We start from the raw sequence: 23087 nt of genomic DNA on the forward strand, positions 1-23087 counted from the left end.
ACGACAACGCTAACGCGTACTGCCTGAATGAACGCGTTGCCTCGGCGTTTTTCGCGAGCACGCTCGCTCCTACAAGGAATGTGTGTTGGCCACAGCGTTGTAGCCAACAGGAAGGTTAGTTGTCGTAACCCAGGTTAGGCGCCAGCCAGCGTTCGGTCACACTCAAATCCTGACCTTTGCGCGACGTGTAGCTCTGCACCTGATCCTTGTCGACCTTGCCCACGGCAAAGTATTGCGCCTGCGGATGAGCGAAGTACCAGCCGCTGACCGCCGCCGCCGGAAACATCGCGTAGTGTTCGGTGAGGAACACGCCACTGCGGCCGGCTTTCATTTCGCGGGCTTCAGGGTCGAGCAAGGCGAACAGCTGCGATTTCTCGGTGTGATCCGGGCACGCTGGATAGCCCGGGGCAGGGCGGATGCCGGTGTATTGCTCTTTGATCAGCGCGTCATTGTCCAGCGTCTCGTCCTTGGCGTAACCCCAGTGCTCTTTCCGCACCTGCTGGTGCAGCCACTCGGCACAGGCCTCGGCGAGACGGTCGGCGAGGGCCTTGACCATGATTGAGTTGTAATCGTCGCCCGCGTCCTGATACGCCTTCGCCACTGCTTCGGCACCGATGCCGGCGGTGGTGATAAAACCACCGACGTAGTCCGTCACTTCACTGTCCTTCGGCGCCACGAAGTCGGCGAGGGAGAAGTTCGGTTTGCCGTCGGTCTTGATGATCTGCTGACGCAGGTGATGCAGCTTGGCCAGTGGCTTGCCGTCATCGCCGTAGACTTCAATGTCATCGTCACGCACCTGATTCGCCGGCCAGAAACCGAACACCGCCCGGGCGCTGATCAGTTTTTCGTTGATCAGCTTGTCGAGCATTTCCCGGGCGTCGGCGTACAGCGAGGTGGCGGCTTCACCGACCACTTCATCGGTGAGGATGCGCGGGAATTTGCCGGCCAGGTCCCAGGAGATAAAGAACGGGGTCCAGTCGATGTATTCGGCCAGGACTTTGAGGTCGATATTGTCCAGCACTCGTGAGCCGGTGAAGGTCGGTTTGACCGGCGCGTAGTTGCTCCAGTCGAACTGCGGCTTCTTGGCGATGGCCGCCGGGTAGCTCAGGCGTTCGGTGCGGGCACTGCGGTTGGCGGTGCGTTCGCGAACGTCGATGTAGTCCAGGCGGGTTTTCTCGACAAACGCCGGTTTCAGTTCCTTCGACAGCAACTGCGTCGCCACGCCCACGGCGCGAGAGGCGTCGGTGACGTAGATCACCGCATCGTTGCTGTACTTCGGCTCGATCTTCACCGCCGTGTGCGCTTTCGAAGTCGTCGCCCCGCCGATCATCAACGGCAGGTAAAAGTTCTGACGCTGCATTTCGCGGGCAACGTGGACCATTTCATCCAGCGACGGCGTGATCAGGCCGGACAGGCCGATGATGTCGCACTTCTGCTCCTTGGCCACTTGCAGGATCTTCTCGGCCGGCACCATCACGCCGAGGTCGACGATGTCGTAGCCGTTACAGCCGAGTACCACGCCGACGATGTTCTTGCCGATGTCGTGCACGTCGCCCTTCACCGTGGCCATCAGGATCTTGCCCTTGGCTTCCGGCTTGTCGCCTTTTTCCAGTTCGATGAACGGGATCAAGTGGGCCACGGCCTGTTTCATCACGCGGGCGGATTTCACTACTTGAGGCAGGAACATTTTGCCGGCGCCGAACAGGTCGCCGACGATGTTCATGCCCGACATCAGCGGGCCTTCGATGACTTCGATCGGCCGGGTGAACGACTGACGGGATTCTTCGGTGTCTTCGACAATATGGGTGGTGATGCCCTTGACCAGCGCGTGTTCCAGGCGCTTGTTGACCTCCCAGCTACGCCATTCTTCGGTCTCGGCTTCCTTGACGCTGCCGTCGCCCTTGTACTTGTCGGCGATGGCGAGGAGGGCGTCGGTGCCGTGCGGGGTGCGGTTGAGCACCACGTCTTCCACGGCGTCACGCAGTTCGGCCGGGATCTGGTCGTAGATCTCCAGCTGACCGGCGTTGACGATACCCATGGTCAGACCGTTGCGGATCGCGTACAGCAGGAACACCGAGTGAATCGCCTCGCGCACCGGGTTGTTGCCACGGAACGAGAACGACACGTTGGACACGCCACCGGAGGTCAGCGCATACGGCAGCTCGTCGCGGATGTAGGCGCAGGCATTGATGAAGTCAACGGCATAGTTGTTGTGTTCTTCGATGCCGGTGGCGACGGCGAAGATGTTCGGGTCAAAAATGATGTCTTCCGGTGGGAAGCCGACTTCGTTCACCAGAATGTCGTAGGAGCGTTTGCAGATTTCCTTTTTGCGCGCTTCGGTGTCGGCCTGGCCGGCTTCGTCGAACGCCATCACCACCACGGCGGCGCCGTAGCGCTTGCACAGTTTGGCGTGATGGATGAACTGCTCGACGCCTTCTTTCATGCTGATCGAGTTGACGATGCCCTTGCCCTGAATGCACTTCAGGCCGGCTTCGATCACTTCCCACTTCGAGGAGTCGATCATGATCGGCACGCGGGAGATGTCCGGTTCGCCGGCAATCAGATTGAGGAAGGTCACCATGGCCTTCTTCGAATCGAGCATCCCTTCGTCCATGTTGATGTCGATCACCTGCGCGCCGGCTTCGACCTGCTGCAGGGCGACTTCGAGGGCTTCGGTGTAGTTGTCTTCACGGATCAGGCGGGCGAATTTGGCCGAGCCGGTGATGTTGGTGCGCTCGCCGACGTTGACGAACAGCGAGCTGCGATCAATGGTGAACGGCTCCAGGCCCGACAGGCGGCACGCCTTTGCAATCTCCGGAATTACCCGCGGTGCGTAACCGGCCACGGCTTTGGCGATGGCTTCGATGTGGCCCGGCGTGGTGCCGCAGCAACCGCCGACGATGTTGAGGAAACCGCTTTGGGCGAACTCTTCGATGACCTTGGCGGTTTCCGACGGCAGTTCGTCGTACTCGCCGAATTCGTTCGGCAGGCCGGCGTTCGGGTGCGCTGAAACGTGGGTGCCGGCCTTGTTCGACAGTTCTTCCAGGTACGGACGCAATTCGCTGGCGCCGAGGGCGCAGTTCAAGCCAACCGAGATCGGCTTGGCGTGGGCCACGGAGTTCCAGAACGCTTCGGTGGTCTGGCCGGACAGCGTGCGGCCGGAGGCGTCGGTGATGGTCCCGGAAATCATGATCGGCAGTTCGATGCCCAACGCTTCGAACACCCCTTGCACGGCGAAGATCGCAGCCTTGGCGTTCAAGGTGTCGAAAATGGTTTCGATCAGGATCAGGTCGGCGCCGCCCTCGATCAGGCCTTTGGTGGCCTCGGTGTAGTTTTCCACCAGTTCATCGAAGGTCACGTTGCGGTAGCCGGGGTTGTTCACGTCCGGTGACAGCGAACAGGTGCGGCTGGTCGGGCCGATCACGCCGGCAACGAAACGCGGTTTGTCCGGGGTTTCCAGGGTCTTGGCGTCGGCGACCTTGCGCGCGAGGCGTGCACCTTCTACGTTCAACTCGTACGCCAGCGCCTGCATGCCGTAGTCCGCCAGGGACACCTGGGTGGCGTTGAAGGTGTTGGTTTCAAGAATGTCGGCGCCGGCATCCAGGTAAGCCTTCTCGATCGAGCCAATCACGTCGGGCCGGGTCAGCACCAACAGGTCGTTGTTGCCTTTGACATCGCTCGGCCAGTCGGCGAAGCGTTTGCCTCGGTAATCCTGTTCTTCGAGCTTGTAACTCTGGATCATCGTGCCCATGCCGCCATCGAGTATCAGGATGCGCTCTTTGAGGGCGTGCTTGAGGGCTTGAAGGCGAACACTGCGATCGGACATTGGGACTACTCGGAAAGACCATGACGAAGGGGCGGGATCATAGCAAACCTGTGCGCTTTTAGAGCATGTCGGGCATTTGCATGAATATCGCTCATGTTGGTCCAAGGGCCTTACCGGTAGAATCGCGACGTTTTTTCACGATCAGGGCCAGCGACATGTCTTTTCGCCTCATCAGCAGTGTGTTGCTGTTTATAAGCTGGGGGGCCGTCGCGCAGGAGGCGGCCATCTCCTACAGCCGCGACATCCAGCCGATCTTCACCGAAAAGTGCGTGGCGTGCCATGCCTGCAACGATGCCGCCTGTCAGCTCAACCTGGGCAGCGGAGAAGGGGCGGCGCGGGGCGCGTCGAAAGTCCCGGTCTACGACGGTGAACGCAGTCAGGCAGCCGTGCCGACCCGGTTGTTTTTCGACGCCTTCGGCCAGCACGCCTGGCAGCAGAAAGGCTTCTATCCAGTGCTCGACGCCCAAGGCAGTCAGGCCGCGTTAATGGCGCGAATGCTGGAGCTGGGTCACCGAATGCCGGTGACGCCCAACGCCAAATTGCCGGAAGATATTGTCCTGGGCCTCAACCGTGAAAACATGTGCGCGATGCCGGCCGAGTTTGACGGCTACGCCAACACTCATCCGAAGGAAGGCATGCCGCTGGCCGTCACCGGCCTGACCGATCAGCAATACAAGACCCTGCAGCGTTGGCTGGCCTCCGGCGCGCCGATCGATGAGCAGGGGCGGGTGCCTTCGGCGCAAGAAGCCCTGCAAGTGGTGCAGTGGGAAAACCTGCTCAACGCGCCGGGTGCCCGCCAGAGTCTGGTAGGGCGCTGGTTGTTCGAGCACTGGTTTCTCGCGCATATCTACTTCAAGGACAGCGAGCCGGGGCATTTCTTCCAGTGGGTGCGTTCGCGCACGCCGACCGGGCAGCCGATCGACCTGATCAGCACCCGTCGACCAAATGACGACCCGGGCACGCGGGTGTATTACCGCTTGTGGCCGGTGCAGGGCGTGATCGTGCAGAAGACGCACATCACTTATCCGCTGAGCGCGGCGAAGATGGCGCGGATCAAAAGCCTGTTCTACAGCGGCAACTGGCAGGTGAATGCCTTGCCAGGCTATGGGCCGGTGCGCCGGGCCAATCCGTTTGCCACCTTCGAAGCGATCCCGGCGCAGGCGCGTTATCAGTTCATGCTCGATAACGCTGAATACTTCGTCCGCACCTTTATTCGCGGCCCGGTGTGCCGTGGCCAGATTGCCACGGACGTGATTCGCGACAACTTCTGGGCCCTGTTCCAGGCGCCGGAATACGACCTCTATATTACCGACCCCAACTATCGCGGCCAGGCCACGCCGTTGCTGGCCATGCCGGGGCAGGACGATGAAGTTGGCAGCGTGCTCAGCCTGTGGCATGACTACCGCGACAAACGTAACGAGTACGAGGCGTTGCGCCGCGACAACTATGCGGGCGCGCCGGCGCCGAGTTGGTCGACCTTGTGGGCTGGCAACGACAACGCGTTGCTGAGCATTTTCCGCCATTTCGACAGCGCCTCGGTGAACAAGGGCCTGATCGGCGACGTGCCGCAGACGATGTGGCTGTTCGACTTTCCGCTGCTGGAGCGGACCTATTATCAGTTGGCGGTCAACTTTGACGTGTTCGGCAACGTCTCCCATCAAGCGCAGACGCGCCTGTATTTCGACCTGATCCGCAATGGCGCCGAGCAGAACTTCCTGCGCCTGATGCCCGCCGATTCACGGGACGGCTTTCTCGATGACTGGTACCAGAGCAGCGGCCAATTCAAGATGTGGCTGGATTACGAGTCCATCAACGACGACAAGCCGACAGCGCTGAAACTCGACGAGAAAGAGCCCAAGCGCGACTTCGCCCTGCAATTGCTGGCGCGTTACGGTGAACTGGATGCCAGGCCCGATCCGATCAACCGCTGCGACGGCGCTTACTGCTCGCGGCCGAACATCGATCCGGCCCTGCAGAATGCCGAGCAGGCGCTGAGCCGTCTTACTTCGCGTCCTGCTGCCGGGCTGAGGGTGATCGATCAATTGCCGGAAGCGACGATGCTGCGGGTTGCAACCGCCAGTGGCAAACGCGAGGTTTATAGCCTGTTGCGCAACCGTGCCCACAGCAATGTGGCGTTCATTCTTGGCGAGTCGCTGCGTTATCAGCCGGGGCTCGACACCTTGACGATTTTCCCCGGCGTGCTTAGCAGCTACCCGAATTTCATCTTCAACGTACCGGCGGAACAAGTGCCGGCGTTCGTCGATGCGATGGAAAACGCCAAGGACGCCAACCGTTTCGGGAAAATCGTCGAGCGCTGGGGCATTCGCCGCAGTCATCCGCAGTTCTGGTTTTACTTCCATGACCTGAGCACCTACGTCCACGAAACCGATCCGGTGGAAGAGGGCGTGCTGGACATGAACCGCTACGAGAATCTTTGATCTTTTAACGGCGGGCCGGTGTCGGATTTGTTAGACGCCGCAGATCCCCTGTAGGAGCTGGCCAGCTTCTACAGGGAATTGTGATGGTTTGGAGAGTGGAGCGGGAGGGCGATTGATGTTGATTTCAGTGCAGGCACTGCGCGCGCTCGCCGCCTGGGCGGTGGTTTGCCACCATTTCATGCAGATTTTCTTCGACTTCAAGGCCCGCGGCCCGATTGGGCAGATGTTCATCGACAAGGGCGCGGTCGGCGTCGATATCTTCTTCGTCATCAGTGGCCTGGTAATTTTCCTGTCCACCGAGGGCAAATCGCTGCCGCCGACACGTTTTCTGCTGTATCGGCTGTTTCGCATCGTTCCGGCGTATTGGCTGTACACGGTGCTGATGGCGTTGGTCGTGGTTTTCGCCCGGCCAGTGTTGCCGGATCAGACGGTCAGTTGGTCAAACTTCCTTATGTCACTGCTATTTATTCCTGCGCAAAACCCCGGCGGTTACGGGATTTATCCGACGCTGAATGTCGGTTGGACTTTGAATTACGAAATGCTCTTCTACGTGCTGTTTGCCTGGGCGCTGCTGTTCCGCTTACAGGTTCGCCTGCTGATCGTTGCGGCATTGTTGTTTGCGGTGTGCCAAGCGTGGACCGGTTATGGCTGGATCAGTGAGTTCTACCGTTCGGACATCGTCTACGAGTTTTTGCTGGGGATCGCCATTGGCATGATCTACCGCCGCGGCTGGGTCAAGCCCGGCTTATGGCTGCCACTGCTGGGCATTGGCGGTGCACTGCTGGCGATTTATCACCTGCCGCCGCAGCCGCGCGTCCTCGCCTGGGGCTTGCCGAGTGCGGTGCTGGTGATGGCCTGCATGGCGCTGGAGCGTTTTTTCGAGAACAAACGGGTGTTCAAGCTGCTCGGCGATTGTTCCTACTCGGTATACCTGATGCATGTGCTGGTGCTGTCTGCCGGTGGATTTATCGCACAACGTTATGGCGTAAATCCCTACGTGATGTTCGCCGTTTGCGTCGCCACCATCGCCGTGGCTTCGTGGGCAAGTTATGAATGGGTGGAAAAATGCAGCTATCGGTGGCTTAAAGACTGGATTGACGGCGAACCGTCGGCTGCTGGGGAGTTGGCGCTTTCCCGACAAAAATACTAGGACTTTGTACGGCGCGATGATTGGCGTAAACTGCGCCCAAGCCTGCGAGGAGTTTCCATGACCGCTATTACCATCACCGACGCCGCCCACGATTACCTGGCTGATCTGCTCTCGAAGCAGAACACCCCGAACATCGGGATCCGCGTCTTTATTACCCAGCCTGGCACCCAGTACGCCGAAACCTGCATTGCGTATTGCAAGCCGGGCGAAGAAAAACCCGAAGACACGGCACTGGGGCTGAAAAGCTTCACCGCTTACATCGACGCGTTCAGCGAAGCTTTTCTGGACGATGCGGTAGTCGATTACGCCACCGACCGCATGGGCGGACAACTGACCATCAAGGCGCCAAACGCCAAAGTGCCGATGGTCAACGCCGACAGCCCGGTTAACGAGCGCATCAACTATTACCTGCAAACCGAAATCAACCCGGGGCTCGCCAGCCACGGCGGTCAGGTCAGCCTGATCGATGTGGTCGACGACGGCATCGCCGTGCTGAAGTTTGGTGGCGGTTGCCAGGGCTGCGGCCAGGCCGACGTCACCTTGCGTGAAGGCATCGAGCGCACCTTGCTCGAGCGTGTTCCCGAGCTCAAGGGTGTGCGCGATGTGACTGACCACACGCAGAAAGAAAATGCCTACTACTGATTAAGGTGTTCGCTGCGACATGAAAAACGGCGCCCCGTGAGCGCCGTTTTTTTATGCGGAAAATTCAATGACGCCATCGCGAGCAGGCTCGCTCCTACATTGAATCGGTGTCGCACACAACTCCCTGTGGGGTGAGCCTGCTCGCGATGAGGCCCTAAGGTCTGTACAAATGCGCATGTCCGGCGCGATACAGCGATGACTCGCTGAATTGATCACTGCCCAACACCCGACCCACCAGAATCAATGCGGTGCGGCGAAACCCCTTCGCCTCGACCTTCCCGGCAATGTCCGCAATCGTCCCGACCACCCAATCCTGATCCGGCCAGGTCGCCCGGTGAATCACTGCAATCGGGCAGTCCACGCCGTAGTGCGGCAGCAACTCCACAAGAATTTTCTCCAGGTGATTCACCCCCAGATGAATCGCCATGGTCGCCCCATGCTGCGCCAGGCTCGCCAACTCTTCGCCGGCCGGCATCGCCGTCTTGTCGGCGTAGCGGGTCAGAATCACGCTCTGTGACACGTCCGGCAGCGTCAACTCCGCACCCAGCAGTGCCGCGCAGGCCGCCGTGGCCGTCACACCCGGGATAATTTCAAACGCAATATCGAGTTCGCGCAGGTAGCGGATCTGCTCGCCGATAGCGCCATATAGACTCGGATCGCCGGAATGCACCCGCGCCACATCCTGGCCATTAACGTGAGCGGTCTTGATCAGGTCGATGATCTGTTCCAGGTGCAGTTCGGCGCTGTTGACCACAACTTCTGCGCAATGGCCTTCAAGCACTGCGGCGGGTACCAAGGAGCCGGCGTAGATGATCACTGGGCAGCTGCGGATCAACCGCTGGCCCTTGACGGTGATCAGCTCCGGGTCACCGGGACCCGCGCCAATGAAGTAGACGGTCATCGTCGTTTCCTGTCAGAAAAGGGGGGCTTGGCAAGGCTTCAGATGAAGATTGCTCATGATCGGGGGTGCAGATTATCGGGGGTTTTGTGTGGCCTGCGCCACTGCCAGGGTCGCCTGGGCGTATTTTTGCCGCGAAATCAGCAGGGTTGCCGGGGCCTGAGCCAACTGTTCTGCGAGGGCGAGGGCGGTACTTTCTGCCACGCCGTAGCATCCGGTGCGTTCGAAGGCGATGTCCGAAAGATGGCTGAGTCGCGATTTGTAACCTTGCAACTGCTCGCTGCTGAAATATAGCAACGGCAGTTCAAGTTGTGCGGCGAGTTCGATCAGGCCCGGCTCGTCGCGCTTCAGGTCGATGCTGGCCAGGGCCGTGACCTGCTGAAGTCCGATGTTATGCATCTGTAATGCCTGATCGAATAGCGCCCGCAGCGTGCTGACGGGGCAGCCGCGCTGGCAGCCCAGGCCGACGACTAGCGTCAGCGCCGCACTGTTTTCCGTCATGCGTGGTATTGGCCGTCGCTTTTGCGGCGGAACAACCAAGCGCTGATCAGGCCCAAAGCAAGCCAGAATCCCATGTTGGTCAGCTGCGAAGCGATTTTGAACTGAACGTCCAGAGCTTCCGGAGCGAGCATCGAGTGCACTTCCGGTTGTGGCGCGCCGATCACATGGGGAACCGCGAGGATTGCCACGCCGAGAATCTTCATCAACCAGTGACGGCTGAATACGATGAGGGCAATGCCCACCGCGGTAGACGCGGCGGTGCCGATCCACCAGATTTGCCGTTGCGCCAGATCAGCTGCGGCAGTGCCCGGCAGTTCCGGCGGCAGGCCGAGGGTCGGCGCCAGGACGAACGTCGCGTAACCGGCCAGGCCCCACAGCAGGCCTTGGGACGTTTTGGTCGGCGCACGCAAGGTGTAGAGACCGGCCAGCATCAGGGCGAAACCGACTGCCACGACCAGGTTGCCGCCGGTTGTCGACAGCACGCGCTGCCAGCCGTCTTGCGGCTCCCAGGCGTCGGCATCGTGGGTGTGAGCGGCGGCACCGGTGGCGTGTTCGTGCATTTCAACCACAGCCGGCTCGGATTTTTCATAGGTTTCCGCCTGCAGAATCAGCGGAGCAACCCAGAAGCTCTGCAGCAGGGTCAGCAGCAGGGCGGCCAGTAGCCCGGTGAAACCTGCGGTTTGCGCAATACGCTTGATCATATCGGCAGGTCTCAATGGCACGGAAACGCGGAGCTGTGACGGGTGTCGTGGGCAGCGTTGTGCACCGCTTCGATGTGCGAGAAACCGGCGAAGTAGACCAGGCACGCGCCGAGGATCGACGCGCAGACGGCGGCGGTCAGGCGTTGTGCCAAAGTGGTCGTGGTGGTGCCGGCTGATGCGTGGCCGGTGCTGCTGATGATCGACATGGCGCTTCCCTCTGGTCTGTCAGCGGGTGGATAGAGCGCATGAAAGACCCCTGCGAACCGGGCTCGCAGAAATTCAAACAGCGCCCGCCCACCGCGGGTTTGTTGTTCAGTGAACGTCAAAGTCACTTTGTGTTGCGGGCCGGTCTCCGGGCTCGCGAGGGGCTTGGGCGCCAGCCGAAACCTGCAAGAATCACCTTCCCATGCCGAACTGCTGGCACAGTGGATCTGATCCTTCGCTCGCTTACCGTTGCGGGGGCAGCACCGGACTGACATGGCTTTGAGTAAAGCACATGATTCACCGGTTTCCCGTTTCACCCTGTGAAGGGCACCCGTAACAAGGCGTGTAGGAGAGCATGGGCGGGGGTTGGGCGTCAATTGGCAAGGGTTCTCGTTTAGCTGATCAACCGGTGAACATTGACCCGCCCCAAGACGATGCGTAGCCTTGCGCATTCGAGGTTCTTCGGCGTTTGCCGAAGCTAAGAAGGGAACGCGGTCGATGCCGCGGCTGCCCCCGCAACTGTGAACGGTGATGTTCGCTGCCACGCCACTGCACGCTCCAGCCATGGAGCCCGCGGGAAGGCGCAGTGAACGCCGGTCTTTCGACCGGCACACCGTCAGCCAGGAGACCTGCCTCGACACGAATTCTCACTACAACCGGGCGGGGTGATCCGGTGGCGAAATCTTCCGCGCGTCTGTCGCTGCGGTCGTCGTCCCGTTTGCCCGCCACCTTGCCAAAGGGCATCCGATGAAAACACTGGCCAAACTCCCCGTCACCATCGTTACCGGCTTTCTCGGCTCGGGCAAAACCACGTTGCTGCGTCATATGCTCGACAATGCCCAGGGCCGGCGCATCGCGGTGATCGTCAATGAATTCGGCGAGCTGGGCATCGACGGCGACATCCTCAAGCAGTGTTCCATCGGCTGCACTGAGGAAGAAGCCAACGGCCGGGTCTACGAACTGGCCAACGGCTGCCTGTGTTGCACCGTCCAGGAAGAATTTTTCCCGGTGATGCGCGAACTGGTTGCCCGTCGCGGTGACCTCGATCACATCCTCATCGAAACGTCGGGCCTGGCCTTGCCAAAACCTCTGGTCCAAGCCTTCCAATGGCCGGAAATCCGCAGCGCCTGCACGGTTGACGCGGTGATCACCGTGGTCGACAGCCCGGCCGTGGCCGCCGGTACCTTCGCCGCTTTCCCGGATCAGGTCGACGCCCAGCGCAAACTTGACCCGAACCTGGACCACGAATCGCCGCTGCACGAACTGTTCGCCGATCAACTGGCCAGTGCCGACCTGGTGATCCTCAACAAGGCCGACCTGATCAGCCCTGAAGACCTGGCCCGTGTGCGCCTGGAAGTCGCCGAAGAACTGCCGCCGGCGGTGAAAGTCATCGAAGCCTGCAGCGGTCGCGTGCCACTGGACGTATTGATCGGCCTCGGCGCTGGTTCCGAAGAGCACATCGACAGCCGTCACAGCCATCACGATCATCACCACGACGGCGCTGACCCTGACGACCACGATCACGACGCGTTCGATTCGATTTCCATCGAATTGCCGCAGGCCGACGAAAGCCTGCTGATGGACGCGCTGACCCAACTGGTGGTCAAGCACGGCATCCTCCGCGTCAAGGGCTTCGCCGCGATCCCGAACAAACCGATGCGCCTGCTGATTCAGGGCGTGGGCACGCGTTTCGACAAGCATTTCGACCGTCAGTGGGGTGCCGATGAAGCGCGTACCACGCGTCTGGTGTTGATCGGTCAGGCGCTGGACGCCGCACAACTCGAAGCGCAATTGCGCGCCGCGCTCAGCGTTTAACCCATGCACTTGCTCAGGACCCAGCCCGGCGGTTTCGTCTCGGATGACAATATTGCCGACCTTGGGCAAACCCCCGCCGAACTGGTGATCCTGTGCAGCGGCGATTCCAGCCTGGCGTTGCTCGCCGAGGCCGCGCAGCAGTTGCCGGACGATTACCCGAGCGTTCGCCTGGCCAATCCGATGCAGGTGCAAAATCACGCGTCGGTCGATTTGTATGTCGACGAAGTGCTGCGTCACGCCAAGGTGATCCTGATTTCGCTGCATGGCGGCATTGCTTATTGGCGTTACGGGGTCGAACGTCTGGTCGAGTTGTCGCAGCGCGGCGTGCAACTGATTCTGGTGCCCGGTGACGACCGTCCGGACCCGGAGCTCAGCGACCTCAGCAGCGTGGTTGCCGAAGATCGCGACCGGCTCTGGCATTACCTGCGCCAGGGCGGCATGGCCAACGCCCTCGATTTTTTTCGCTGCCTGGCCAATCGCTGGCTGGATCGCGACTACGCCTGGGCCGAACCGCAAACCCTGCCGCGCACCGCGCTCTACCACCCACAAAAAAGTCCTGCGGAACTGAAGGATTGGCAAGCCGACTGGCAAGGCGGTCAGCCGGTCGCAGCGGTGCTGTTTTACCGCTCGCATTTGCAGGCGGCGAACACCGCGTTCATTGATGTGTTCTGCCGGCGCTTGCAAGCGGCGGGCTTGAACCCGTTGCCGATTGCCGTGGCCAGTCTGAAAGAACCCGGCTGCCTGACGGTGGTCGAGGACTGGCTGGATGAAGTCGAAGCCGGGGTGATTCTCAACACCACCGGCTTCGCCCAGTCCAGCCCGGAAGCCCCGCATTTGCGGCCGTTCCGCCGCAATATTCCGGTGATCCAGGCCATCTGCGCCCAAGACAACGAACCCGGCTGGCGCGCCAGCGAGCAAGGCCTCGGGCCGCGCGATCTGGCGATGCACATCGCGCTTCCGGAACTCGACGGTCGAATTATCAGTCGGCCGATCAGCTTCAAGGACCTGGCGTGGCGCAGCGAGCGCAGTCAATCGGATGTGGTGTGTTACCGGCCACAACCGGAACGCATGGATTTTGTCGCAGAACTGGCGCGGCGCTGGATCGATCTGGCGCGGGTGCCGAACAGCGAAAAGCGCATCGCGCTGATCCTCGCCAACTACCCGACCCGCGACGGGCGCATTGGCAATGGCGTCGGCCTCGATACCCCGGCTGCGGCGCTGAACATCCTGCGTGCGTTGCATCAGGAAGGTTATCCGTTGCCGGCAGAGCTGCCTGAAAGCGGCACCGCGTTGATCCAGCAATTGCTCGGCGGCGTCAGCAACGACCTCGACACCCTCGACCAGCGTCCGTGCCATCAAAGCTTGGCGCTGGATGACTACCAGCGGATGTTCAACGCGTTGCCCGAAGCCAATCGCCACGCCGTGCTGGAACGCTGGGGCGCGCCGGACAGCGACCCGATGTGCCGTGGCGGGCGGATGATGATCGCCGGGTTGCGTTTTGGTCTGACCTTCGTCGGCATTCAACCGGCGCGGGGTTATCAGGTCGATCCGAGCGCGGTGTATCACGACCCGGACCTGGTGCCACCCCACGGTTATCTGGCGTTCTATTTCTGGTTGCGCAACACCTACGGCGCCCACGGCGTGATCCATGTCGGCAAGCACGGCAACCTCGAATGGCTGCCGGGCAAGGGCGTCGGGCTGTCGGAAAACTGCTGGCCGGACGCGTTGCTCGGGCCGCTGCCGAATATCTATCCGTTCATCGTCAACGATCCGGGCGAGGGCGCCCAGGCCAAGCGTCGCACGCAAGCGGTGATCATTGATCACCTGATGCCACCGCTGACTCGCGCCGAGACCTACGGGCCGCTGCGTAACCTTGAATTGCTCGCCGACGAATATTATGAAGCGCAATTGCTCGATCCACGTCGCGCCCGGGAATTGCAGCGCGACATCCTGCAACTGGTGCGCGACACGCACATCGACCGCGAGCTGCAACTGGACGCGAAGCTCGACAGCGATGCAGACGCCGCGATCTGGCTGCCGCGCCTCGACACTTACCTGTGCGATTTGAAGGAGTCGCAAATCCGCGATGGCCTGCACATCTTCGGCGAATCGCCGACCGGGCGTTTGCGCATTGATACATTGCTGGCGTTGCTGCGCATTCCCCGGGGCGATGGTCGCGGGGCGCAGTCGAGTTTGTTGCGGGCGTTGGCCAAGGCGTTCGAGTTGGGGTTTGATCCGCTGGATTGTGCGTTGGCCGAGCCGTGGATCGGGCCGCGTCCGGATGCCTTGCAATCTGTCAGTGAAGAAGCCTGGCGAACAGCCGGCGATACCCGCGAACGCCTGGAACTGTTTGCCGCGCAACTGATCTCCCAGACACTCGATACCTGTAGGAGTGAGCCTGCTCGCGATGGTGTGTCAGCCACATCGGTGTCGACTGACACACCATCGCGAGCAGGCTCACTCCTACAAGGGGCGGGGTGGGTTGAAGTGAACGCCATCCTCGACAACCTGCTTGAGGTGGTCGCGCCACGGTTGGACGCCTGCGGACCCGCAGAAATGCGCGGCCTGCTCGACGCCCTCAGCGGTCGCTTTGTCCCCGCCGGCCCGAGCGGCGCGCCGAGTCGCGGGCGGCTGGACGTGCTGCCTACCGGCCGCAACTTCTACTCGGTCGACGTGCGGAACCTGCCAACCACCACCGCGTGGCGCATTGGCTTTCAGTCGGCGAACCTGATTCTCGAACGGCACTTGCAGGACCACGGCGATCATTTGCGTCAGCTCGGCCTGTCGGTTTGGGGCACCGCGACCATGCGCACCGGTGGCGATGACATCGCGCAAGCCATGGCGCTGATGGGCGTGCGTCCGGTCTGGGCCACGGGCAGCCAGCGGGTCGACGATTTCGAGATTCTGCCCTTGAGCCTGCTCGACCGTCCGCGCGTCGACGTGACGTTGCGCGTCTCGGGGTTCTTCCGTGATGCCTTTGCCAATCTGATCCGCCTGTTCGACGCCGCCGTGCAAGCGGTCGCCGCGCTGGACGAGCCGGACGACCTCAACCCCTTGGCGGCCAAGGTCCGCGCCGAACGTGAAACCCTGGTGCAATCGGGCCTTGATCAGGATGCGGCGCAACGTCAGGCCGGTTGGCGCATCTTCGGGGCCAAGCCCGGCGCTTACGGCGCAGGCGTGCAGGGCGCCATCGACGGGCGCTTGTGGCAGAGCCGCGAGGATTTAGCCGAGGTGTATCTGAACTGGGGCGGCTACGCTTACGGCGGTTCCGACGAAGGCACGGCAGCGCGCGAACAGTTTGCCCAACGCCTGAGCCAAGTGCAGGCGGTGCTGCAAAATCAGGACAACCGCGAGCATGACGTGCTCGATTCCAACGACTATTACCAGTTTCAGGGCGGCATGCTCGCCGCCGTCGAAAGCCTCAGCGGCGAAGCGGCGGCCAGCTACCATGGCGATCACAGTCAGCCGGACTTGCCGAAGATCCGCACCTTGAAGGAAGAGCTGAACCGGGTGATTCGTTCCCGGGCAGCGAATCCGAAATGGATCGATGGCGTGAAACGCCACGGCTACAAAGGCGCGTTCGAACTGGCGGCCACGGTCGATAACCTGTTCGCCTTCGACGCGACGACGCAGTTGATCGACGATCACCAATACGCGTTGCTGGCGGACGCGTACCTGCTGGACCCGGCGACCCGCGAATTTGTTCGCGAACATAATCCGCAGGCGCTGCGGGACATGACCGAACGGATGCTGGAAGCGCAGCAGCGCGGGATGTGGCAGGAGCCGGGCGCTTATAAAAAAGCGCTGGAAAACCTGCTGCTGGACATAGAAGAAGACAGCTGACACCCCGCAACCCTTGTAGGAGTGAGCCTGCTCGCGATGGCGGTGTGTCAGTCGACATTTATTCACCTGACCCAGCGCCATCGCGAGCAGGCTCACTCCTACAGGGTTGAGGTGTTTTTGGAATGACCGACCATGACCGAGAGTTAATAATGACCGACACCCCGCATTTTCCCCTATCCGCCGTGGTCGGCGCCGACGATTTGAAACTCGCCCTGTGCCTGACTGCCATTGACCCGAAAATCGGCGGCGTGCTGATCGAAGGCCCGCGCGGCATGGCCAAGTCGACCTTGGCCCGAGGCCTCGCGGACCTGCTCGCCAGCGGTCAATTCGTCACCTTGCCGCTCGGTGCCACCGAGGAACGCCTGGTCGGCACCCTCGACCTCGACGCTGCCCTGAGCGAGGGGCGTGCGCAGTTTTCCCCCGGCGTGCTGGCGAAGGCAGACGGCGGCGTGCTCTACGTCGACGAGGTCAATCTGCTGCCCGATCACCTCGTCGACCTGCTGCTCGACGTTGCCGCCAGTGGCACCAACCTGATCGAGCGCGACGGCATTTCCCATCGGCATTCTGCGAAGTTCGTGCTGATCGGCACGATGAACCCGGAAGAGGGCGAACTGCGCCCGCAATTGCTCGATCGTTTTGGCCTGAACGTCGCCCTTGGTGGTCACACAGCGCCCGCCGAGCGCGGCCAGATCATCCGTCGCCGGCTGGATTTCGACAGCGACCCGCAACGCTTCTGCGCCGAGTGGGAAAATCAGCAGCAGTCCCTGCGCGAACGTTGCGAGCGCGCGCGCAGCACGCTGGCGAGCATCCCCCTCGACGATCAGGCGCTGACGCAGATTACCGAGCGTTGTTTCGCGGCCGGCGTCGACGGCTTGCGCGCCGACCTGGTCTGGCTGCGCGCCGCCCGTGCCCACGCGGCATGGCGCGGGGCGAGCGCGATTGCCGAAGAAGATATCGAAGCCGTCGCCGAATTCGCCCTGCGTCATCGTCGTCGGGAATCCTCTTCGCCCGCGCCGCAACAGGTTCAGCAACAGGGGCAGCAACCTTCACCCCAGCCATCCACCCCGAGCGAAGGCCAGGGCCAGTGGGGTGAAATGCCCGCGCAGTCGCTGCCGGTCGGGGCCCGACGTGAAGTGCCGAGCTGGCCAAAAAAGCCCTAGGCATTCGCCCTCGATCTGATGCGGGGGCGAATGCCAGACCCCGCGCCGGACAACTCGACCACGGCAAACAGGGCCAGCGTCACGCTTCTCGCAGTGGCTCGATCAACTGGCCCGGCACCTTGCTCAATGGCCGGCCGCGTCAACGTCAGGATGTGTTGTTTCAATTGCGCACCCGTTCGCCCCATGAACTGTGGATGGTGATCGTCGATGCCTCGGCCTCGACCCGTCGTCATCAGGCGTTGAGCGATGCCAAGGGATTGCTGGCGCAACTGTTCGACGACGCTTACCGCCAGCGTGCGCGACTGGCGTTAATGACCGCGAGCGGGCATGCGCCAACGTGGCAAGTGCAAGGCCTGAAAGCGTCCAGCGGATTGGGCCATTGGCTCGAGGGGCTTGGCGCGGGCGGTGGCACGCCGTTGCTGGCAGCATTGGGCGAGGCGGGACGCTGGCTTGCGGTGCGGCAAAAACGCTTCCCGGCGGAGCAGCAGCGGTTATTGCTGGTGACGGATGGGCGGCTGAAGGAGTGGTCGATGTTGCCGGCGCTGGAGTGCCCGGGGCTGCTGATTGACATTGAGCGTGGGCCAATTCGATTGGGGCGGGCGCGGCAATTGGCGGCGGAGTTGCAAGCGGATTATCGGCACATTGATGAGCTGATTCCAGATTGAACCGTGTGTTGCCTGCGCTGGAGTCTTCGCGAGCAGGCTCGCTCCTACATTGGAATGCATTTCCCTTGTAGGAGTGAGCCTGCTCGCGATGGAGGCGACTCATTTTTCAGCGAAACCAGTTGGTCCGCGCCAACTCGATCACCTCATCCCCACGCCCGCTCATCACCGCTTTGAGCATGTACAAACTGAACCCCTTGGCCTGTTCCAGCTTGATGGTCGGCGGCATTGCCAGTTCCTGGGTCGCGGTCACCACATCCACCAGCACCGGGCCGTCGTGCGCCAGCGCGCGACGCAAGGACGGTTCCAGCGCTTCGGATTCTTCAACCCGAATCCCCAGAATGCCCATGGCATTGGCCATCGCCGCGAAATCCGGATTGTGCAGGTCCGTGCCGGTGTCCAGCAGCCCGCTGGATTTCATCTCCATGGCGACAAACCCCAGCGACGCGTTGTCGTAGACGATAATTTTTACCGGCAACTTCAACTGCGCCAGCGAAATGAAATCGCCCATCAACATACTGAACCCACCGTCGCCCGAGAGCGAAATCACCTGGCGGTCGGGAAATGCGGCTTGCGCGCCAATCGCCTGAGGCATGGCGTTGGCCATCGAACCGTGGTTGAACGAGCCGAGTAGCCGACGCTTGCCGTTCATTTTCAGGTAGCGCGCCGCCCACACCGTGGGTGTGCCCACATCGGCGGTGAAGATCGCATCGTCATCGGCCAGCTCGCTCAGCAAGCGAGTGAGGTATTGCGGATGAATCGGCCGGCCGGCAGGCGAAGGTTGGGCCAGGTCATCCAGGCCCTGACGGGCTTTCTGGTAATGCTTGAGCGACGATTCCAGAAAGCTACGGTCAGCGCGGTAGGGCAGGCGCGGCAAGAGCGCGGCAAGTGTTTCTCTGACGTCCGCGGCGATGCCCAGGTCCAGCGTGGTACGGCGGCCAAGGGCTTGCGGATCATGATCGATCTGAATGACGGTCGCGTCGGTGGGGTAGAACTGGCGATAGGGAAAGTCAGTGCCCAGCAGCACCAGCGTGTCGCAGTTGAGCATGGCGTGGTAACCCGAGCTGAAGCCGATCAAGCCGGTCATGCCGACGTCGAACGGGTTGTCCCATTCCACGTGTTCCTTGCCGCGTAGCGCATGCACCACCGGTGCGCCGAGGGCATCGGCCAACGCCACCACCTGATCATGAGCGCCGGCGCAACCGGCGCCGCACATCAGCGTCACGGCTTTACTGTCGCTCAACAGGTCGACCAGACGCTGCAGATCGTCGGGCGAGGGCAGGGTGCGCGGCTTTGACAGCAGCGGCCACGGCTTGAGGTTGTCTTCGACCTCCTGTAACGCCACGTCACCCGGAATCACCACCACCGCCACGCCCCGGTTGAGGATTGCACTGCGCATCGCGCGATGCAGCACCTGCGGCATTTGCGCGGGGTTGCTCACCAGTTCGATGAAGTGACTGCACTCCTTGAACAATTCTTGAGGATGGGTTTCCTGAAAGTAATTCAGGCCCACTTCCGAGGACGGAATCTGCGCGGCGATGGCCAGCACCGGCACATGATTTCGGTGGCAATCGAACAGCCCGTTGATCAAATGCAGATTGCCCGGCCCGCAACTGCCGGCACATACCGCCAGTTCACCGGTCATCGCGGCGTCGGCCCCGGCGGCAAACGCCGCGACCTCCTCGTGGCGCACGTGCATCCATTCGATGCTGTCCATCGTGCGCAACGCTTCGGTCAGACCGTTAAGGCTGTCGCCGGTCAGGCCCCAGATACGTTTGACGCCGGCCTGTTCAAGGGTGGTTGCCAGTTGCTGGGCAAGGGTGATTTTCGCCATGGGGTGCTCCAGTGATCAATGAGTTGTCCTTGGGGTTAAAAGAGGACAACGCCGTGACGACCATGACTCCCGCCGGTTCGTGATTACTTGGCCATTGCCTGACGATACTGCCGCGTACGGCGGCTCAGGAACAACTGGTCAAGAATCAGTGCCCAGACCGCCGACACTTGCGGCCGGGTTTTACGCCCGCGGCTCAGGCGCCGCAGCTGGAATTTCACCACCGCCTGGTTCGCCAGCGACGCCAGCGGCTTGCGCCTCCAATCGATCGGCGGCAATTGCGGATGGCTGTCCTTGCCTTCTCGCCAGTGTTTGACCAAGTGCGGTTCGATCGCCAGCGCCGTGCCGATGCCGGCCATGGCGATGCCGCTGGCGAGGACTTGCTCAACGACCGCCAGGCGCCGGATCCCGCCCGTCACCATCACTGGCATGCGCGCCACGCTGGCCAGTTCGCCCGCCATTTCCAGAAAGTACGCCTCCCGCGCAAGAGTGCGGCCATCGCGGGCTTCGCCTTGCATGGCCGGGGCTTCGTAGCTGCCGCCGGAGAGTTCCAGCAGGTCGATCTGCTGATCGTTGAGCCACTGAATCACCTGCCGGGCGTCGTCGGCATCAAAGCCGCCGCGCTGGAAGTCGGCCGAGTTGAGCTTCACCGACACACAAAACTGCGGCGAAACGGCCTGGCGCACTGCGCCGAGGACTTCCATCAGCAGGCGCGCGCGGTTTTCCAGTGTTCCGCCCCAGCGGTCGTCACGTCGGTTAGTCAACGGCGAGAGGAATTGGCTGATCAGATAACCGTGCGCGGCATGAATCTGCACGCCGCTGAAGCCGGCCTTTTCGGCGAGCGCCGCACTGGTCGCGAAGCGGGTGATCACCTCGCTGATATCGCCCTCGGACATCGGTTTGGGTTGGGCAAACAGCTTGGAAAATCCACCCAGATCCAGTGCCACCGACGAGGGCGCCAACGCCTGCTGGCCGAGATTGGCCATGGTCTGACGCCCAGGGTGATTGAGCTGCATCCAGAATTGCGCACCGCCGGAGCGGCCAATCGTCGCCCACTGTTGGAAGCCTTGCATATCTCGCTCATCTTCAAGCACCACGCCGCCGGGGCCGGTCATGGCGCGGCGGTCGATCATCACGTTGCCGGTCAACAACAGGCCGGCTTCGCCCTCGGACCAGGCTTGATACAAGCGCAGGAGTGCATCGGAAGGCGCCTGCCCGATATCGGCGAGGTTTTCTTCCATCGCCGCTTTGGCGATGCGGTTACCGATGATCTGGCCGTTGGGCAAATTCAACGTTTGAAAGGGCGACATGCTTGACTCCTCATCAGTGAAGCGTGGAGGCTAAGCTTAAAGTCAACTTTAATGTCAAGCAGGCAAACGAGGTCGAGATGAAGATTGGTGAATTGGCGCAGTTAAGCGGGTTCAACGCCTCGCGTATCCGTTTTTACGAGGCCCAGGGCCTCATCCAGAAGGTCGAACGCCGGGCGAACGGTTACCGGCATTATCCCGAGCAGGTGGTGCAAACGCTGTACCTCATCCATTGCGCGCAGCAGGCCGGCTTCAGTCTTGAAGAGTTGAAGCAATTGTTACCCCACACCGCGATCGGTGAGTTCAAGCACGACGAACTGGTGGCAGGTCTGCGGCGCAAAATAGACCAGATCGAGGAAATGCAGCAGCACCTGGCGCAGAGCAAGGCGAAGCTGCTGGCAGTGATCGCGGATATTCAGGCAAAACCCGACGGCATGAGCTGCGATGCCAATGCCGAGCGGGTGTTGGCGTCATTCAAGCATTCGCAGTAAGCGTGGCAGCCGATGGCGCGGGGATCGGACTGCGCATCAACGTGCCCACCACCAGCGCGCCCAACAAGGCGAGCAGACCGGCGACCCACAGCAACAGACTGAAACCACCGACAAACGCCTGGCGGGCCAGCGGTTCAACCAGCGTGCGTGCGCTGTCCGGCAGCAGGCTCATCGCCGCCGTCATGTCTCCGGCCACCGCCCGCGAGGCGATGCCCTGAGCCTGGCCCAGCCATTGCGTGCCCTGTATCGACAGACTGGCGCGCAGCAGTTGCTCGGTATGGCTGGACAGCAAGGCGCCGTACACGCCAATCGCCAGCACGATGGCACTGAAACGCATGGTGGTGCTCATGCCCGACGCCATGCCGGTGCGCTCCCGAGGCACGCAAGCCATGATGTTTTTCTGCGTATCGCCATTGAGCAGCCCGGCACCGGCGCCGGTCACGGAAATCGCCAGGGCGAAGGCCAGGTAACCGCCGCTGTTGACCGCCCAGGCACTGAGCAGATTGCCGCTGCCGACTAGGGTCAAACCGGCGGCCATCAACGTCGCCGGAGCAAATCGGCGGGACAGGCGCACGCCGATGCGCGGGCAAATCAGCATGGTCAGGGCAAACGGCAACATGCCCAGGCCCGAAGCAATGGCCGAGAAACCCAGGCCGTTTTGCAGGTAAAACGGCAGCAGCGTCATCATCACCTGAGCGCATCCGGCGTAGGCAAACATGCCGAGCAGGGCGCCGATGAAACGCGGGTGCCGAAACAGTTTCAGGTCGACCATCGGCCGTTGCTGCATCCGCTCGATCACCACGAACGCGCCCAGTAACAGCGCGCCGCCGATCAGTCGGGCGTAGGTGGCCGAGTTGTTCCAGCCGATCCGGTTGACTTCGATCAATCCCCACATCAGGCACAGCAGGCTGGCGCTGAAGGCCAGGCTGCCCCAAGGATCGAGACGGGCGGATTGCGGATCGCGGGATTCCGGCACCGTACGCCAGACCATGGCCATGAGGAACAGGCCCACCGGCAAGTTGAGGTAGAAAATCCAACGCCAACCGATGTATTCGGTGATCAGCCCGCCGACGGTGGGCGCAGCGGTCATCGCCACGCCCATGCACGCCCCCCAGAACGCCCAGGCTTTGGCCCGTTCGACTTCATCGTGAAAGGTGTGGCCGATGGAGGCCAGGGCCGAGGTCAGCAGCAATGCGGCGCCGACACCTTTGATCGCCCGGGCAATGTCGAGGAACAACGCATTGGGCGCGGCGCCGCAACCGATGGACGCGAGGATGAAAATGCCCAGGCCACACAGCAGGGTTTTCTGCCGGCCAAAGCGGTCGGCGATGCTGCCAGCGGGCAATAGCAGGGCGGCGAAGGCCAGCATGTAGGCGCTGACCACCCATTCGATGTCGGCGAAGTTGGCACCGAGGTCACGGGCTATCGTCGGCAGGGTGACGGCGACGATGTTGGTGTCGAGGACGATCAGCGAGCAGACGCCGGACGCGGTCAGCAGGGTCAAGCGCGGATCGACGCGGCTCATGGATTGATTGCCTTTTGCGCAAGGACTGTCGTCGCAAGTGTGTACAGAGGTTTGACGTACATGGCTGGGGCTCTCTACTGTGAATGCCGGACC

16 protein-coding genes and 2 riboswitches are annotated in these 23087 nt (G+C 61.8%); of the genes, 8 read left to right on the forward strand and 8 right to left on the reverse strand.

The genetic code is table 11. The annotated features are described in order from the left end of the window. Positions 1–115: 115 nt before the first annotated feature. Positions 116–3826, reverse strand: coding sequence for a methionine synthase (metH, locus tag ACYZT4_RS06390; protein WP_461986187.1), 3711 nt, complete (start codon positions 3824–3826; stop codon positions 116–118). Between the two features lie 155 nt (positions 3827–3981). On the opposite strand from metH, the gene ACYZT4_RS06395 reads away from it, so the two are divergent. The 3 genes from ACYZT4_RS06395 (at position 3982) to nfuA (ending at position 8056) form a co-directional block, all read left to right on the forward strand. Next, positions 3982–6264, forward strand: a complete 2283-nt coding sequence (locus tag ACYZT4_RS06395; RefSeq protein ID WP_461986189.1) for a fatty acid cis/trans isomerase — start codon at positions 3982–3984, stop codon at positions 6262–6264. 115 nt (positions 6265–6379) lie between these two features. Beyond that, positions 6380–7414: an acyltransferase family protein gene (locus ACYZT4_RS06400; RefSeq protein ID WP_461986191.1), complete on the forward strand. Its 1035-nt coding sequence runs from the start codon at positions 6380–6382 to the stop codon at positions 7412–7414. A 57-nt stretch (positions 7415–7471) separates the two neighbouring features. Next, positions 7472–8056: a Fe-S biogenesis protein NfuA gene (nfuA, locus tag ACYZT4_RS06405; RefSeq protein WP_461986192.1), complete on the forward strand. Its 585-nt coding sequence runs from the start codon at positions 7472–7474 to the stop codon at positions 8054–8056. A gap of 154 nt (positions 8057–8210) precedes the next feature. Here nfuA and cobM read toward each other — a convergent pair whose 3' ends face one another. The 4 genes from cobM to ACYZT4_RS06425 form a co-directional block, all read right to left on the reverse strand. Next, a complete protein-coding gene (gene cobM / locus ACYZT4_RS06410) occupies positions 8211–8957 on the reverse strand; it encodes a precorrin-4 C(11)-methyltransferase (RefSeq protein ID WP_461986194.1) in 747 nt (248 codons plus the stop codon). Positions 8958–9029: 72 nt separating this feature from the next. Beyond that, positions 9030–9455 (reverse strand): cobalamin biosynthesis protein, encoded by a 426-nt coding sequence (locus ACYZT4_RS06415; protein ID WP_461986196.1) that lies wholly within the window; start codon positions 9453–9455, stop codon positions 9030–9032. Then, positions 9452–10156, reverse strand: coding sequence for a CbtA family protein (locus ACYZT4_RS06420; protein WP_461986198.1), 705 nt, complete (start codon positions 10154–10156; stop codon positions 9452–9454). The genes ACYZT4_RS06415 and ACYZT4_RS06420 overlap by 4 nt, the downstream gene beginning before the upstream one ends. A gap of 11 nt (positions 10157–10167) precedes the next feature. Next, the gene (locus tag ACYZT4_RS06425; RefSeq protein WP_461986200.1) at positions 10168–10362 is read right to left on the reverse strand and encodes a CbtB domain-containing protein; all 195 of its coding nucleotides are present in this window, start codon (positions 10360–10362) and stop codon (positions 10168–10170) included. A gap of 120 nt (positions 10363–10482) precedes the next feature. Continuing rightward, positions 10483–10710: riboswitch (cobalamin riboswitch) on the reverse strand. Positions 10711–10798: 88 nt separating this feature from the next. Then, positions 10799–11011: riboswitch (cobalamin riboswitch) on the forward strand. A gap of 96 nt (positions 11012–11107) precedes the next feature. Between ACYZT4_RS06425 and cobW the strand changes: the two genes are divergently transcribed. From cobW to ACYZT4_RS06445, 4 genes are all read left to right on the forward strand, one after another. Continuing rightward, complete coding sequence (cobW, locus tag ACYZT4_RS06430) at positions 11108–12175, forward strand: cobalamin biosynthesis protein CobW (RefSeq protein ID WP_461986202.1); 1068 nt, start codon at positions 11108–11110, stop codon at positions 12173–12175. A 3-nt stretch (positions 12176–12178) separates the two neighbouring features. Next, positions 12179–16018, forward strand: coding sequence for a cobaltochelatase subunit CobN (gene cobN / locus ACYZT4_RS06435; RefSeq protein WP_461986204.1), 3840 nt, complete (start codon positions 12179–12181; stop codon positions 16016–16018). A gap of 149 nt (positions 16019–16167) precedes the next feature. Then, positions 16168–17178 (forward strand): ATP-binding protein, encoded by a 1011-nt coding sequence (locus ACYZT4_RS06440; protein WP_461986206.1) that lies wholly within the window; start codon positions 16168–16170, stop codon positions 17176–17178. Between the two features lie 119 nt (positions 17179–17297). Further along, entirely contained in the window at positions 17298–17843 is a 546-nt protein-coding gene (locus tag ACYZT4_RS06445) for a vWA domain-containing protein (protein ID WP_461986208.1), read from the forward strand. 106 nt (positions 17844–17949) lie between these two features. On the opposite strand, the gene poxB is transcribed toward ACYZT4_RS06445, so the two are convergent. Further along, a complete protein-coding gene (gene poxB, locus ACYZT4_RS06450) occupies positions 17950–19674 on the reverse strand; it encodes a ubiquinone-dependent pyruvate dehydrogenase (protein WP_461986210.1) in 1725 nt (574 codons plus the stop codon). An 83-nt stretch (positions 19675–19757) separates the two neighbouring features. Beyond that, positions 19758–20981: an NADH:flavin oxidoreductase/NADH oxidase family protein gene (locus ACYZT4_RS06455; protein ID WP_461986212.1), complete on the reverse strand. Its 1224-nt coding sequence runs from the start codon at positions 20979–20981 to the stop codon at positions 19758–19760. A 77-nt stretch (positions 20982–21058) separates the two neighbouring features. Between ACYZT4_RS06455 and ACYZT4_RS06460 the strand changes: the two genes are divergently transcribed. Then, the gene (locus tag ACYZT4_RS06460; RefSeq protein WP_461986214.1) at positions 21059–21469 is read left to right on the forward strand and encodes a MerR family transcriptional regulator; all 411 of its coding nucleotides are present in this window, start codon (positions 21059–21061) and stop codon (positions 21467–21469) included. On the opposite strand, the gene ACYZT4_RS06465 is transcribed toward ACYZT4_RS06460, so the two are convergent. Beyond that, positions 21453–22994 carry an MFS transporter gene (locus ACYZT4_RS06465; RefSeq protein WP_461986216.1) on the reverse strand — a complete coding sequence of 514 codons (1542 nt, stop codon included), beginning with the start codon at positions 22992–22994 and terminating at the stop codon, positions 21453–21455. The two genes, ACYZT4_RS06460 and ACYZT4_RS06465, sit on opposite strands and share 17 nt — an antisense overlap. Positions 22995–23087: the final 93 nt, after the last annotated feature.

It is taken from the genome of Pseudomonas sp. GB2N2 (assembly GCF_054897705.1).

Excerpts from the sequence above, each read along its gene's own strand:
- metH (WP_461986187.1), bottom strand. The coding sequence starts at position 3,826 with ATGTCCGATCGCAGTGTTCGCCTTCAAGCCCTCAAGCACGCCCTCAAA.
- ACYZT4_RS06395 (WP_461986189.1), top strand. The coding sequence starts at position 3,982 with ATGTCTTTTCGCCTCATCAGCAGTGTGTTGCTGTTTATAAGCTGGGGG.
- ACYZT4_RS06400 (WP_461986191.1), top strand. The coding sequence starts at position 6,380 with ATGTTGATTTCAGTGCAGGCACTGCGCGCGCTCGCCGCCTGGGCGGTG.
- nfuA (WP_461986192.1), top strand. The coding sequence starts at position 7,472 with ATGACCGCTATTACCATCACCGACGCCGCCCACGATTACCTGGCTGAT.
- cobM (WP_461986194.1), bottom strand. The coding sequence starts at position 8,957 with ATGACCGTCTACTTCATTGGCGCGGGTCCCGGTGACCCGGAGCTGATC.
- ACYZT4_RS06415 (WP_461986196.1), bottom strand. The coding sequence starts at position 9,455 with ATGACGGAAAACAGTGCGGCGCTGACGCTAGTCGTCGGCCTGGGCTGC.
- ACYZT4_RS06420 (WP_461986198.1), bottom strand. The coding sequence starts at position 10,156 with ATGATCAAGCGTATTGCGCAAACCGCAGGTTTCACCGGGCTACTGGCC.
- ACYZT4_RS06425 (WP_461986200.1), bottom strand. The coding sequence starts at position 10,362 with ATGTCGATCATCAGCAGCACCGGCCACGCATCAGCCGGCACCACCACG.
- cobW (WP_461986202.1), top strand. The coding sequence starts at position 11,108 with ATGAAAACACTGGCCAAACTCCCCGTCACCATCGTTACCGGCTTTCTC.
- cobN (WP_461986204.1), top strand. The coding sequence starts at position 12,179 with ATGCACTTGCTCAGGACCCAGCCCGGCGGTTTCGTCTCGGATGACAAT.
- ACYZT4_RS06440 (WP_461986206.1), top strand. The coding sequence starts at position 16,168 with ATGACCGACACCCCGCATTTTCCCCTATCCGCCGTGGTCGGCGCCGAC.
- poxB (WP_461986210.1), bottom strand. The coding sequence starts at position 19,674 with ATGGCGAAAATCACCCTTGCCCAGCAACTGGCAACCACCCTTGAACAG.
- ACYZT4_RS06455 (WP_461986212.1), bottom strand. The coding sequence starts at position 20,981 with ATGTCGCCCTTTCAAACGTTGAATTTGCCCAACGGCCAGATCATCGGT.
- ACYZT4_RS06460 (WP_461986214.1), top strand. The coding sequence starts at position 21,059 with ATGAAGATTGGTGAATTGGCGCAGTTAAGCGGGTTCAACGCCTCGCGT.
- ACYZT4_RS06465 (WP_461986216.1), bottom strand. The coding sequence starts at position 22,994 with ATGAGCCGCGTCGATCCGCGCTTGACCCTGCTGACCGCGTCCGGCGTC.